10 protein-coding genes are annotated in these 13,950 nt (G+C 57.2%); 7 read left to right on the forward strand and 3 right to left on the reverse strand.

Annotated elements, in window-relative coordinates; translation table 11 throughout:
* Window positions 1–43 precede the first annotated feature (43 nt).
* Window positions 44–2,050 carry a glycosyltransferase gene (locus IB248_RS28830; RefSeq protein WP_169684229.1) on the forward strand — a complete coding sequence of 669 codons (2,007 nt, stop codon included), beginning with the start codon at window positions 44–46 and terminating at the stop codon, window positions 2,048–2,050.
* A 15-nt stretch (window positions 2,051–2,065) separates the two neighbouring features.
* Entirely contained in the window at window positions 2,066–3,733 is a 1,668-nt protein-coding gene (locus tag IB248_RS28835) for a Wzz/FepE/Etk N-terminal domain-containing protein (RefSeq protein WP_169684227.1), read from the forward strand.
* Between the two features lie 157 nt (window positions 3,734–3,890).
* On the opposite strand, the gene IB248_RS28840 is transcribed toward IB248_RS28835, so the two are convergent.
* Both IB248_RS28840 and IB248_RS28845 read right to left on the reverse strand, forming a co-directional pair.
* Entirely contained in the window at window positions 3,891–5,327 is a 1,437-nt protein-coding gene (locus IB248_RS28840) for an oligosaccharide flippase family protein (protein WP_169684225.1), read from the reverse strand.
* A 184-nt stretch (window positions 5,328–5,511) separates the two neighbouring features.
* Complete coding sequence (locus tag IB248_RS28845; protein ID WP_169684223.1) at window positions 5,512–7,479, reverse strand: hydrolase; 1,968 nt, start codon at window positions 7,477–7,479, stop codon at window positions 5,512–5,514.
* Between the two features lie 285 nt (window positions 7,480–7,764).
* Between IB248_RS28845 and IB248_RS28850 the strand changes: the two genes are divergently transcribed.
* Together IB248_RS28850 and IB248_RS28855 are read left to right on the forward strand one after the other, a co-directional pair.
* Entirely contained in the window at window positions 7,765–9,090 is a 1,326-nt protein-coding gene (locus tag IB248_RS28850; RefSeq protein ID WP_169684222.1) for an NAD(P)-binding protein, read from the forward strand.
* 68 nt (window positions 9,091–9,158) lie between these two features.
* The gene (locus IB248_RS28855; protein ID WP_169684241.1) at window positions 9,159–10,238 is read left to right on the forward strand and encodes a glycosyltransferase family 4 protein; all 1,080 of its coding nucleotides are present in this window, start codon (window positions 9,159–9,161) and stop codon (window positions 10,236–10,238) included.
* 21 nt (window positions 10,239–10,259) lie between these two features.
* Here the strand turns inward: IB248_RS28855 and IB248_RS28860 are convergent, their stop codons facing one another.
* Window positions 10,260–11,282, reverse strand: coding sequence for a glycosyltransferase family 2 protein (locus IB248_RS28860; RefSeq protein WP_169684221.1), 1,023 nt, complete (start codon window positions 11,280–11,282; stop codon window positions 10,260–10,262).
* A 348-nt stretch (window positions 11,283–11,630) separates the two neighbouring features.
* Here IB248_RS28860 and IB248_RS28865 point away from each other — a divergent pair, with 348 nt between their 5' ends.
* The 3 genes from IB248_RS28865 to IB248_RS28875 form a co-directional block, all read left to right on the forward strand.
* Window positions 11,631–12,779, forward strand: coding sequence for a glycosyltransferase (locus IB248_RS28865; RefSeq protein ID WP_169684220.1), 1,149 nt, complete (start codon window positions 11,631–11,633; stop codon window positions 12,777–12,779).
* 29 nt (window positions 12,780–12,808) lie between these two features.
* Complete coding sequence (locus tag IB248_RS28870) at window positions 12,809–13,735, forward strand: family 16 glycosylhydrolase (protein WP_169684219.1); 927 nt, start codon at window positions 12,809–12,811, stop codon at window positions 13,733–13,735.
* An 88-nt stretch (window positions 13,736–13,823) separates the two neighbouring features.
* Window positions 13,824–13,950: NAD-binding protein (locus IB248_RS28875; RefSeq protein WP_192242053.1), on the forward strand; the 127-nt coding region annotated here is incomplete at its 3' end.

The following is a 13,950-nucleotide window of genomic DNA, read 5'->3' on the forward strand; positions in this document are numbered from 1 at the left end:
ATCGGCCCGCACAACGATTTGGCGGTGGCCAGGAGAAATTTGGATGAGCGCGAGAGAATTCGCAATCAATGGCCGCTTTCTCACGCAGGGCGTAACCGGTGTCCAGCGATACGCGCGTAATGTCCTCGGCGCGATGGACAAATTCACGGGGGCGGACGGGGCAACCCTAATCGTGCCTACGAAGACGCCAGAGCCATCGCTGCAGCGAATGAAGCTTGAGAAGGGCGGTCAACTGAGCGGTCACGCGTGGGAGCAAATCGAGCTGCCGTATCTGAGTAACAATCGCCGGCTCCTCAATCTGTGCAACACAGCCCCGGCGCTAAAGGCCGATCAGATCGTTTGCATTCACGATGCGAATATCTTCGCCGCGCCGCAAAGTTACAGCCGCGCTTTTCGCGCGCTTTATCACAATCTTCAGCCATTGCTTGTGCGGCGATCTCTCCGGGTCGCGTCGGTCTCCCATGCGGCTGCACGACAGATAGCCCGACATCTGCCGATCCGTCTGTCTGATATCGCGATCCTTCCAAACGGGCACGAGCACGCGCTGAGCTGGAACCCGGAATTGGCGGAGCTGGCGCCGAAGGCGCTTTCTTCGATCACGGCGGATCGACCGTTTGTCCTGGCTTTAGGGTCGCGTGCGCGTCACAAGAACCTGTCGCTCTTGATCGATATCGCGCCCGAACTCGATGAAATGAACCTCGATGTCGTCATTGCTGGCGGGGGGGACGGTATATTTGCCGAGCAAACGCTGCAGCGCCGGCCCAATGTTCATTTTATCGGGCGCGTATCCGATCACGACCTTGCCTATCTGCTCGATCGGGCGCTTTGTCTTGTCTTTCCTTCGCTGACGGAAGGGTTTGGATTGCCAATTGTAGAGGCAATGGCAAGATCATGCCCCGTCATTTCATCGCACTGCGCCAGCATGCCGGAGGTGTGCGGCAATGCCGCCATGACAGCTTCCCCATTTGAACCGCGCGAGTGGATCAAGGCGGTTCGCACCCTTGTTGCTTCGGTCCACCTGCGTAGCGATCTGGCCGGTCGGGGACGCGAGCAGGTTCGCCAATTCTCGTGGGAGAAAACGGCAAGCGGCTATATCGAGCTTCTCGATAAGCCAAAGGCTGAGCTGAGAAGTCACAAATCTGTTGCTCCGACCGGGCCGCACGCCTGCGTCATTTTCGCAACCCGGGGCCGCCCGGAGATCGTGACCGCAAGCGTTCGACACTTCCTTTCGACCCAGAGCCTGAAGCCCGACGCCGTCATCGTCTCCTGTGTCGATGCTTCAGATGCCGGTGACCTGACGAGTCATCCCGACGTGACGATCGTCACAGGTCCGCCTGGGCTTGCCGCACAGCGCAACACCGCGCTGAAGCATGTGACATCCGGAACTGAAATAGTTGCTTTCTTTGATGATGATTTCATCGCTGACAAAGACTGGTTGGCGACCGCAATCCAGACGTTCCGCGACGAAAGTCAGATCGTCGGCTTTACCGGGCACGTCGTGGCTGACGGTATCAAGGGGCCGGGCATTTCGTATCAAGACGCAGTTGATCTGGTGAGGGCTGGCCAGGCGGATGCGACGTGGGCCGAGCCGATCAGCCCCTACGGCTGCAACATGGCTTTTCGGTTTTCTGCAATTGGCAGTGTCCGCTTCGACGAGCGTCTCGTCCTCTACGGATGGTTGGAGGACCGTGACTTCGCAGCAGCAATTGCAAAGCACGGAGGCCGGCTCGTCAAGTCGGCTCTCGCCTTTGGCGTCCATATGGGCGTCAAAAGCGGCAGGGTCAGCGGCGAACGGCTGGGATATTCGCAAGTCATCAACCCGCTCTACATGATGACCAAGGGCACGATGAGCCTCCCCAAGGTCGTTGACCACATCTTCCGCAACACTGCGAGCAATTTTAGTCGAGCCGTCTGGCCCGAACCTTTCATCGATCGGCGCGGTCGAGCCCGCGGCAACATCATGGCCGCCTTCGACGCCCTGCGTGGCAGGCTCGAACCGGAACGCGCGGCTGCGATAACAATGCCAAAGCCTGCCACCAGAACCTCTTGAACGCTAGGAGCACGAATGATGTTCAACAGACCCCGCCCTATTGATGTAACCTCGAGGCTTTGGCGGGTAAACGAGACGCAATCCGATGTTGCCGGCGATGGGCCGATCGCTCTCTTGCGCGCGTTGATTGATCTTGGCACACGCCATAAAGTCGCTCTTGCGGCCTGCAGCGCAGCCGGTCTCGTCGTTGCTGCGCTCTATGCCCATTCATTGCCGCCAACCTATCAGGCAACGGCAACGCTTCTGCTCGAACCGCGCCAGTCGGCAGTCTCTGGAGGCGAGTTTGGGGCCCAACAGACCCTTGATCTCAATCGTGCCGATAGCGAACTTCAGACCATAAAGTCGGAGCGGCTTTTGTCAGCCGTGTTTGAAAGCCTGGACCTCAAGGATGACCCTGAGCTTGGTCGCGGGCAGCCGGGCCTGTTCGTCAGGTTGCTGCGTGGTCTGCCATTGCTCGCGGGGCAACGCGGTGGCGAGAGCGCAACCGTCGGTCGCGCGCAACCGGGTGTGGCCAACACAACCATCGAGCTTGCTGACGAAGCGGAGCGGGCTGCCTTCCTGAATTTCATGTCACGTCTCAACGCACGCCGCGTTGGTCAATCCTTCGTCATCGAAATCGAGTATTCCTCGTCGAATCCGAAACTGCCGGCACGCGTCGCCAATGCAACGGTCTCTGGCTACATTTATCAGACGGTGGCCTTCAAGGAACAGATTGCGCGCGCGGGCACGGAGGCCTTGCAGGGTCGACTGGATTCGCTTGCGCGGCAGGTTGATGCCGCGCGCGAAGCAATGCACGCGGGTGCGCTGCCCGCAATAGCAACGCCCGATTCCGATGCGCGTATCATCGGCGCTGCCTTGCCCCCACTTGGACCGTCGGCTCCGCGGAAATCTCTTATCATTGCCCTTGGCGGCGTACTTGGACTACTGGTCGGGTTCGGTGTCGTTGTCGTGCGAATGGCGCTTGATCGCCGCGTTCGCAGCGCCAAGGAACTGGCACGCGAAATGGAGGTTCGCTGCCTCGGTTCAATTCCTGATGTTCCAGGCGCAGAAGGTGTTCCCTGGCGTATTACGAGCCCACAGCAACAGAAATTCGTCGCCGCCATTCGCGACCTGCGTACCTCCGTCGAGATTGCCTGTACGAGCCTGCGCAATGAAAAAAGCATTGTAATTGCCGTTGTCGGCTGGACGCCCGGTGCCGGTGTTTCGACCTTGTGTGCCAGTCTCGCGCAACTCGTCAGTCGCGGCGGTCGTCAGGTAACCTTGTTCAAGGCTGCTGACGGTGAGGATGAACGCGCAAGCGGTGACAATCTGCCGGCGGTCTCGCTAGCAGGTGCCGCATTTGCCGGACTGATGCCAGAGCAGCTGTCCTTCGAGGACGTCGGCGGGGTGGCGGTCCTGCCGATTCACTCGAGGGACACAAACGCCAATCTATTTACCGACTTTCGCAATCCGCGTGTAAGACGCATCTTCGAGGCCGCACGCACACGCGGTGATGTGCTGCTTGATCTCCCGGCGCTTCGCCATTCCATGGATGCGCTTGCGCTTGCAAGCTATGCGGATGCCGTCCTCGTTGTCGCGCGCGCTGGCCATACGACGATCGAAGAGGCTTCGGAGTCTGTTCAGCTGCTGCGTCGAGCTGGTGCGAACGTCGTTGGAACAGTCATTAACCGCACCCGTGCCTGATGGTCCCTTTGCCTTGCCCTGTCGCAGCGCGGATTTTCTGGCAAAGGTTGCGCCTTGCGATGATCTGCTGGAGCCCGAGTTCAGCGCTCAACATCTTTGCTGTGGGTGGCAACAAGCAAGTTTGGCCATCGTGCGGTCCCTGGACTTCTCCAAGCGTCTAACGATCAAAGAGCTCCAGACGATCTCGTCCGGCAATCAGCCTTACGCCGAGCAGCAACAAAGTGGCGGCATATGTTGCCGCCCCGGCGGTAATAGCAAATGCAAGCTCGACCACATGCGGGTAGTTTTGACCCTCCAGTTCCTCGCGCAAAAGCCAGACAACCGCGGCCATGGCAACGACAGCGGCTGCCACCTTCCAGAGGTTTTTTAGCTGCGAAAGAAATCCGAGACCAAGCAGGCGGCGGGCTTCGTTGAGGTAGAAGATGAACATCAGCGTCGACAGGGCAATTCTCGCGATGCTCACACCTGTGACCGAACCCAAGTAAAACCCGAGCGAAATCAGAACCACGCGAAAACAAAGATCGACTGTATTCAGCCGGAAAATCACATGCGGTCTATCAAGCGCCACGCTAACCGATGAGAGCGTCTGGAAATAGGGGATTGGCGCAACAGCAAGCGCAAGCAGGCTAAGCAGGGGAGCCGCGTGTTCCCATTTGGCGCCGAGCAGGAGGTCGGTGGCAAGGTCTGCCGTCAAGGATATGCCCACACAGGCAGGCGCGGAGATAAGCATGGCAAAACGGGTCGCCTTCAGGAATGCCTGGCGCACGCGCGCGCGATCCGCGTTGATCTGCGAGAACGCAGCCATGACTGGCTGCAAAGCCGGACCAATCAGGCTTTGTGTGGGGATGACGGCAACGTCGCTTGCCACGGCATAGCGTCCGAGTGTCGGACGATCAGCTAGCGCCCCGATCAAGAATCTATCGAATTGCCAGTTGAGCGCCGACACCAATTGGGCTGACGAGAACCAGCCGATGAAGCCGGCAAAGTCAGGCAGGCGCGCCAGGGAAAAGGCCGGACGATAGGGCGCAAGAATGTAGGATACGACTGTGGACGCAAAGGAAGCGATCACGAAGTTAGCAACAATCGCCCAATAAGCTCCACCGCTCAAAAGGACGAACATTGCGATAATGGCCGCCGTCAGTTTGCCTGACGACTCCAGTATAAACGTCTGGCGAAATCCCAGCTGACGCGCGAAATTGACCATCGCCGGGCTGGTCATCCCCCTCGAAATAGGTCCAAGCGAAAGGACGGCAACGAGGACGACCAGGTGGCTGTCGTGGTTGATCCATGAATAGGGCCATGCGGCCGCCAGAAGGATGATTCCGATAACGGCGCCTCGCATGAGACCAACTGTAAAGCCGGTATCAAGATGGCTCTTGTCGATGGTCGGGAGCCGCACGAGGGCCTGGGTCACGGGAACCTCGAGCATCGTGTCGACAACCACAACCAGGGATGTCGCTAGCGCGGCAAGCCCGAAATCGGCAGGCGTTAGAATGCGAGCAAGAACAAGCAGGGTGAAGAAGTCGATTATTCGCCCGACAAAGCGCGAGAAGACGAGCCAACCCGCTCCCTTGATTGTCTTTACCGCAAGCATGTCTTACTCCGAAATCGCGTGCTTCAGCCAGATCGCGACGTTGAGCCGCGACCCGTGTTCTTGTGCAAGGCCGCGGAAGGTTTTTCGCGCCCTTGCACCGAAGTCATCCTCCCGCGTGATGTCTGCTTGGAGCCGGATCTATCCGGCAGCTGATCCCACAACGTTCCTCCACGTCGCAGCTCTGCTATTTGAGGCGGGCCGACACTCCCCTGACAATGTGGGCCATCTCCAGGGCAGGTAAGAGCGCCGCCTTCAGGAACGGAAAATCGCGGGCAATGGCACCTTCGCGCCAAAGCTGCGATTTGACTGCAGTCAGCCGCTTCCCAAGTTCCGGGGCCGCGGATTGCTTCAGGACGTAGACGCTCTCGGGGCGGCCAAAATCGACAGAACGGGCCCCAACGCCCAATGCCATCATGTCGAATGCGCCAGGATTGGTAATGGCTTGCTTGAGGCGCACCCAGGCGAGATCAGCATCTGACATGATCTCGGCGCCACTTCCGATCCGTTCAATGTACTTGAGGACGCCCGCGAGCAGCAGATTTCCGTCACTCGGATCAACCTCGCCATAGGCGATATTGCCGGCATTGCAGTAAACAGTACCATCGCCCGATTCACTAAAATGCCGAACCGAGGGAATTGCGGGTTCAAATAGGCTCTCGATAATCTGCCAGTAACGAAGGATGACTGTCTCGACCCTCAGGGGGTTATAAAGATTTTCCTCGACAACCAATCCTGTGACCTGTGGGAAGTGATCCTCGCTTAGGCCCTTGTAGTTGCACCTCGCAAACTGGATCGTTTCGAATGTCCGCTCGGGAAGTCCTGCCGCGACAAGACGCTGCGTACTCCCGTAAAGGCCGGTGTCACAAAGAACGATACGAGAGGCATCGCCCGCAACGACGTCCAAGTGGCGCTTGAACAGCTCGTTCTGTTTCGCAATGTCGTCGAGCACCACATAGCCTTCAGGGGTGTCGATCATCGCAAAGAAGTGGCTTGGGTCGAAGGGAAGTTGCCAAGGCCCGGAAAGGTCATAGGTGCGGCCGCCGAGTGCATTGGCAACATCGGCAAAGGTATTTTTCCTGAACTCCCGGCCGAGTTCATCGAGGACGGCAGGGCTTTGCTGCATGAGGGCTGCGCGTGCCGCCACCAAACGGGAGATGAGGATGTTTTCGCGACGGATTTCAAGCGGCAGGTCAAGCTTGGCAAGCAGCTTTTCGAAAGCTTCCCTGATGCCGATACCGCCGCGTGCGCAAAACAGCAATGCGCAACTGCCCCGCGTTTCCGCTTCCCTGGCATAGAGCCATATGTAAAGGCAAAATTGCGCAACTATCGGCCCGAATACTTCTCGCCCGAAGGCAGCACGGTCGTCCAGGTCAGGCAGGCGCCCTGATGTGCGCATGACCCCTTTGCGAACGCCACGGATGGCCTCTGCCCGGGCGCCATCGGCGCGGGCGGCAAGCCGCCTCAGGCGTCCCTTGGGTAGGTGTAGAGCATTGATGCCCATGTTTCTCGGCACGGCGCAGTCAGCAAGATAATCATCACCGAGATGCAGCAAGCGTGACGGTGCAACGCCTTCCTTGTCGAGGACCCGTGAAAACAGTCTTCCAAAGCGCTTGCTTTCTCCAACGTCTGCGCTCGAATAGACGTTGTCGATCAAACCTGGACCGTGAAAGTAGTTGATCAGTTCCGTCAGTTGACGTGTCGGCAGTGCCGTGTCGGAAACGGCGACGACGCGAATACCGGTCTGGCGATGCAGGCGCAAAACTCTGGCGAGCTTTTCGTTTGCCGATAGCGAAACCTTTTCGATCGCCATTTCCAGCGCGATGCGCCGCTCCAGCAGCCGTTCAGGCAGGCCAAGCACGGCAAGTTGACGCTGGATAATGTCGACGAGCCGGACTTCGCCAACACCGCCGCCAACGTTGAGCGCACGATAGGCAAACCGCTCGGCCATTTGCCGGGCTCGAAACAGATGATCCGCACGGACCAGAATCCCCTCATCCCGCAGCAAACGAGCAAAGCGCTGCTCGGCCTGCATCACGCGCGATCTTTGCGATCGCGGTTGGCGCAGCAGCAAAGTGTCGAAGACGTCTGTCGAGATAAGATCTATGCCGTCCAACGGACCTTGAAGGAGATGGGCGAGGCTTTGCCGCAGCACTGGATAACCCTTTGCCGTCGATCAGCCCTGCCTGCCCTTCGACAGTGTTGTTGCAGTGAATGCACTGCAGCAAGGCTGGTTCCTTGAATTCGCAACCGCAAAAAGTCTGCCGCATTATTTGATGTACATCAAGTGAAAAGTTATATTTTATTTTGCGGTGCAAAAGCGTTGCCAAAAATACTCAGATGCCTATTGTTTTTCAGACTTTGTGCTTGAGATATCGACTCTTTTTTAATTGCATTATACTGTCTCGTTCTACCGGGAGGACAGTTCGGAGGCGACTAAATGGATGACGCAAGCCATCATACCTCGCGCATGTCTGCAGTGCAGCAATTCGATGTTATCGTGCTCGGCGCAGGCATTTCCGGCCTCGTTGCAGCGTCGATCTTTTCTGCTCAAGGGAACCGTGTCGTCGTCGTCGACGAATACGATCATGTCGGCGGAAACCATATGGACTGGTCTTCGAACGAAGGCTACACGTTCGACGTCGGGAGCCTGATCTTTCAGGACGACTCCCCTTTGCTTCGGCACTTCCCGGAGCTTCTTGAACATTATGTGCCGATCAAACCGACGTGGGGGAGGCTGAACCCGCAGGGGAAGATCACTCTTTATCCAATTTCAATACGTGATGACATTCTTGGCGCAGGTCCACTCGGTGTGATCCGGATATTCGCCTCGGTCCTTTACGCGCGCATATTCTGTCGCCAGATGGCGAACGCAAGGGATTTTGCGCGCTACTGGATTGGGGCCTATCTCTTGCACAGGTCGGGGCTTGGGACCTACATGCGGCGCTTCTACGGCATTCGTCCCGAAGAGATCGATCTCGATCTCGCACGCAAGCGCATGCTTTGGATTGCCGAATATGCCTCGCTCATCAATCTCTCGCGCCGTTTGCTGAAGCGCAAACGGGCGACCGGACCAAAGAACCGCCAGATGGCGCGCCCAAGAGAAGGTTTTGCTGCACTCTATGGCGCAGCGGTGTCCAGGCTTGAAAGCTGTGGGGTCGTCTTCATGCTGTCGGCCGAGTTGCGCCAGCTGCATAAGACAGACTGCGGTTACGAGCTGTTGCTCGGTGATGGCTGCTTGGGCGGGACTAGAGTTGTCTCGACGGTGCCGATCAGCGTTGCTGAACGGATATGCGGCAACGGACAAACCTCGCCTCTGAAAACCATTACACTCATCACTCTTTACTTCAGCTTCGCCGGTGAGCGGGGCTTTCCCCAGGCGATCATTTACAACTTCTCTCACGAGGGCTCGTGGAAGCGTTTGACCGTTTATTCGGACTTTTACGGGCGCGTCGCCGAGCGAGAGTATTTTGCTGTCGAGGTCATCGCTGGCGCGGTTACGTCGGCCGAAAGAGCAGAAGCCGATTTTCGCCACCACGCGTGCGCAAATGGGTTGTTTCGTGGCGACCTGAAACTCGAGGGCAGCCACATCCTGACAAACGCCTATCCCATCTACAGCAAGGGAGCGGCACAAAATGCAGCAAAGGCGATCGCCCGCTTGAAAAGCTTCGGAATAGAATCGATCGGCCGGCAGGGCGGCTTCAATTACCAGCCGACAGCCCGGGTTTCGACGATCGACGTGGAGACAGCAACCGCTGCCCCTTGAAGAACAGCTTACCGTCAAACGCACCTGGAAGGCGATGGGCATCGCCACAAGATGACGAGAGGTCGATGATGCGTATTCTGCATATTCTCAATCATACCCGGCGCCTGAATGGGCATGTTCACGCAGCCGTGGATCTCGCCTGCGCGCAGGTTAGGATGGGACATCACGTCTATCTCGCGAGTGAAGGGGGAGACTTCGATACACTTCTAAAGTCAGAAGGTATCGAGACGCTTTTTGTCCGTCACCAGCGGAAGATCCCGAGCCTCATTGGGGCTCTATCGCGCCTGAATTCTCATCTCAAGACGTACGACATTGACGTCGTTCACGCGCATATGATGACAAGCGCGGTGATCGCTTTTCCGGTCTGCAAGTTGCGACGTGTTCCACTCATCACGACAGTCCACAATGAGTTCGAAAAGAGCGCAACCCTGATGGGCCTAGGAACACGCGTGATCGCCGTCAGCGATGTCGTCGGGGCCTCGATGCGCCGGCGCGGCGTTCCTGCGTCGAAGTTGAAAGTGGTGTTGAACGGCACGATCGGGTCAAGTCGATCGGAAGGACGCAGTGAAGAGCCGAAACCGCTTCGCTCACCGAGTATCTTGTTTGTCGGTGGTCTTCATCCACGCAAAGGTCTCCTGGACCTTTTTGACGCGTTTGAAACTGTTCACAGGTCCTTTCCGACAGCCCATCTCTACATTGTCGGCGATGGCCCTTTTCGCGAGGAATACAAGGCAAGAGCGGCGGCACTGGAAAGCGCGTCGGACATCACCTTTGTCGGATCGACAAGGGATCCCTACCCATACATGCTGGGGGCGGACATCTTCGTCCTTCCATCCCATGCCGACCCGGCACCGCTCGTATTGTCTGAGGCGCGCGAGGCAGGCTGTGCGGTTATTGGTTCTTCGGTCGACGGAATTCCCCAATTGCTTGAGGACGGCGAGGCCGGGCTTCTGGTCCCGCCCCGGGATCCGGCAGCTCTTGCCGGAATGCTTGGCCACCTCTTGGAAGCACCGGAACGGATTGCAGACTGGCGACGCAAAAGCCAGTTTCGCATCGAACGTCTGACGATCGAGCGCGTCGCCAGAGAGACGCTCGAGGTCTATTACTCGGCGATGCCACGTAGCAAGGCGGTTGCCGTGGCCACGTGACACCTCATCCTCATATTGGTGCTAAACGGAAAAGGCCTGTTTCAGGCGGGACCGCATCTGTCGAGACCTCGACGGGTCGATCCGGATCGCCGCCAACTGCTGTGCCATGCCGTTTGGAAGCACAAAGAGCGCAACGGCAAATAGGCAAAGCGCAAATCGCTTCTTGCCGGTGTTTTCGCGCATCACCGAGCCCATGTAAGCTGCGATCTGGCCAACACTTGGTCGCTTGCCGTCAACGACGAGGCTCATCGTATTCAGTTCCATGACGTAGGCGTAGTCGCTGCGGACTTCGACCATGGGGGTTGACGCGCAGCGTGCCTGAACGAGCTCCGCAAGATGATTAAGACGTCCCATGAAGCGGTCGACGTAGCCTTTCATCCGCTTTGATGTCACCACGGAAAAGGACGACTGGTTGGCGTTGTGAATCCTGTACTTGCCGAGCGTCTTCGGAATCGAGATGACCTTGCCGACGAAGGGAGCAAGAAGGTAGGAGACACCATCGATGCCGCGCTCGTAGGCCATTTCCCCGAGGCCCTCGTAGACGTCACGCCTGTAGATGTTTCCAGAGGTCGGCGGCGTATTGTAGTAGCCTCTTTCACGTATCGATCGGATCAGCGGTTCGGAGTCGTCCGATGGCTGAAGAGAGGGGAACGCATTGCCGATCGCGTTGCCATCCTTGTCGATTGGCAGAAGCATGAACTGTATCTTGGAAACATCTTGCCTGAGATAAGAAGCAATTTCAGGAAGCGTGCCCTCACCAAGAACGTCGTCGGCATCAAGGAAGTACACGAACTCTCCATGCGACAAAGACAGACCGTGCAGTGACGTCTTCAATTGTCCACGATTTTCCGTCCGCACGGCAATGATCCGATCTCCGAATTCCCGGATCCTGTCCCAGGAGCGGTCCGTCGATCCGTCGTCGACCACTATTATTTCCAGGTTGTCATAGTCTTGCGAAAGAACACTTCTGATACATTCCGAAATGTACATTTCATAGTTGTAACAAGTGATTATGATGCTGAGAAGCGGTTGGACTTTTAACATCTTGCAAACCTTCTCTACTCAGATTATGTTGCAAAGCAGCATACCAAGTGCAGTGCAAGACGTCTATAGAAATAACCCTGTGGGCGCTGCAACATAGATGGCCGAAGCGGCTATAAAACTACGCGTCCCGAAGTATTTCGGGGCGATATAAGTAGTAACTCGTCGGCATTTTTCGTTGCTTCCTGGATATCACCTGCGGTGATTTTGCTGGGAGTTCCGTTGGATCCGCTCGCCCTATACTGATCGCATCCGATGCGATTTGCAGTTGATTGAATGCTTGTCCCTTTTGGCGTCGGTGCTGTGTGTGCCGGCACATGGAGCCCTGTTGCCTTCTGGTCCGGAGGACGAATGGAAATGCAAGTCGGCCTGCCATTTCGCGATCGATCCCAACGTCGCATAAAGATCCTTTACATCCAGCCGGGAACAAGCGCGTTTGCCGGAATAGAGCGGGTTGTCGATGCTGTCTGCACGATGCTCGCAGATCGATTTTCCGACGATTTCGAGGTCGACGTGCTCTACACCTCGGTGCACAGGAACCGACCGATGGAGGCGCGTGGATATAATGTCATCGATCGCGTCGCTCGCGGGCGCCTGGACTTGATGCGAATTTTCCGAAGCGTCATCAAGTCGAAGGACTACCGCCTGGTTGTCGTCCCGCAAATTGAGCCGACGGTTATTTGCATGGCGGCTTGTCTCGGATTGAACCGTCGATTTGCCGTCCATTTGCACGGAAATCCAAAGCGCGAGCGCAGCCATTTCAAGGCAAAGGTCCTCTTCTTGTTGATGCGCGCCTATTTTCTCTCGAGGGTGTCTTATGTTTTCGGAACGTCGCCGAGACAGCTCGACTCTTTCAAGGAAATGTTCAACAGCAAGGTACCGCAGGTCTGGGTTCCCAATCCGGTTCGCGCCTTTGACCTGTCTGAAACGCCGCTTTCCGACGCACCGCCTGGAACCGTCACATTTGTCAATGTCGGTCGCTTTGCCTTTCAAAAGGGGCAGGATATCCTCCTTCAGGCATTCTCCGAGCTCGTCAGGATCCGACCGAATGTCAGGCTGAGGATCGTCGGATATGGCATTGGCGAGGCGAGCCTGCGCGCCGAAATATCGAGACTTGGGATCGGTGCTTACGTCACCGTCGAACATTACCCGATTAACCCGCAGCCGGCCCTTGCAACCAGCGACGTATATGTCTCGACCTCGCGGTGGGAAGGGTGGTCGCTTGCGATCTGCGAAGCCTTGCGGTTCGGTTTGCCGGTCATCTCGACCGACTGTGAATTTGGACCGAGTGATATCCTCGTCGATCCTCGCCTTGGGCGCCTTGTCCCGGTGAGCGGTGGAAAAGCTCTCGTCGATGCGATGTCGTACTATTGCGACAACCTTTCGCTTGAGCAGTCACACTCTGAATTTCGAAAGACCTTCATCGACAGGTACAGCCCCGAGCGCGTGGTGGAAATCCATGCCGAGGCCCTTCGGATCGCCGCTGGTGAACTCGCCTAAGGTGTCAATCGTCGGCAAGGAGACCGTGCATGCTGCCTTCTTTATCACGGCGTGGCTTTCTGAAGGCATCTGGTGCCTCCCTGGCGGCCCTGAGATGCCAGAACGCGTCTGCCACAGTGGTTGCTTCCGACGATCCCACTATCGGACGAGAGGTCGTCTTTGAAGACACCTTCAATTCGCTGGATTGGTCTGTCTGGGACGCCGGTCCGAAGGCGACGACAGACGGAACCGGCTTTTATGGTCGATCGGCCTTCGCCACAAGGCACGGTGAGGAGGGGTTCAATCCATATTCCATCGTCGACGACACGGCGGCAGAAGGTGGCAAGGCACTGCAGATCTCGGCAAAATATATCGGACGCCCGATGAACGTTCGGAAATATTACGGAAACACGCTGCCCGAATTTCAGTGGATTTCCGGAAACCTTCAGACAGCGAGAAAGGATGGTGCCGTCCTCAAGGGATGGCGCAAAGGCTATTTCGAGGCGCGAATGCTCTTTCCTCGTCATCCGTTGACCTGGCCAGCATTCTGGATGCTGAACGGCCGAAGCATCCTCGAACCCAAGACCAGTATTGAGCTTGATATCGTGGAGCACAAAGGATGGGAGCCCACCATCTACGGGACCTACCTTCACGAATGGGGAGGGCCGGACGAAGGCGGAAGAAGCACCGGTGTCGAAACGTCTGTCGACATGACCGCCGGGTATTGCCGCTACGGCATGCTCATCGATCAGACGCGATGCGTCCCATACTTCAATCGAGATCCCGTCATCGACAGGAAGACGGGAAGGCCCGCTGATTGGCCAATCACGCGCTCAGCCCGGCTGGACGAGGAATTCGATGTGTTTTGGCCGCTCCTAACACTAGCATTGAGGACCGACGTCAAGTTTCCGCAGCCTTTGCAGGACGCAGACAGGATCACTCATATGCGCGTCGATTATTTCAGGGTGTACGCGTGAGGGCAGCTGAAGCGTTCGCCTGAAGACACGTCATTTGCAAGGGCGTGCTCAAAACCAGCGAGCTGAAACCCGGAAGATGTGAGGTCAAATGCGTATTGTGATGATTGGCTCGGGCTATGTCGGCCTCGTCTCCGGTGCCTGCCTCGCCGATTTCGGCCACCATGTCACCTGCGTCGATAAGTCGGCCGCGAAGATCGATGCATTGGAAGCCGGTA

The organism is Rhizobium sp. RHZ01 (assembly GCF_014851595.1).
Taxonomy (GTDB): domain Bacteria; phylum Pseudomonadota; class Alphaproteobacteria; order Rhizobiales; family Rhizobiaceae; genus Rhizobium; species Rhizobium altiplani.

Bases quoted from the DNA above. Each gene is read 5' to 3' on its own strand.
- IB248_RS28830 (WP_169684229.1), top strand. From the start codon at position 44: ATGAGCGCGAGAGAATTCGCAATCAATGGCCGCTTTCTCACGCAGGGC.
- IB248_RS28835 (WP_169684227.1), top strand. From the start codon at position 2,066: ATGATGTTCAACAGACCCCGCCCTATTGATGTAACCTCGAGGCTTTGG.
- IB248_RS28840 (WP_169684225.1), bottom strand. From the start codon at position 5,327: ATGCTTGCGGTAAAGACAATCAAGGGAGCGGGTTGGCTCGTCTTCTCG.
- IB248_RS28850 (WP_169684222.1), top strand. From the start codon at position 7,765: ATGGATGACGCAAGCCATCATACCTCGCGCATGTCTGCAGTGCAGCAA.
- IB248_RS28855 (WP_169684241.1), top strand. From the start codon at position 9,159: ATGCGTATTCTGCATATTCTCAATCATACCCGGCGCCTGAATGGGCAT.
- IB248_RS28860 (WP_169684221.1), bottom strand. From the start codon at position 11,282: ATGTTAAAAGTCCAACCGCTTCTCAGCATCATAATCACTTGTTACAAC.
- IB248_RS28865 (WP_169684220.1), top strand. From the start codon at position 11,631: ATGGAAATGCAAGTCGGCCTGCCATTTCGCGATCGATCCCAACGTCGC.
- IB248_RS28870 (WP_169684219.1), top strand. From the start codon at position 12,809: ATGCTGCCTTCTTTATCACGGCGTGGCTTTCTGAAGGCATCTGGTGCC.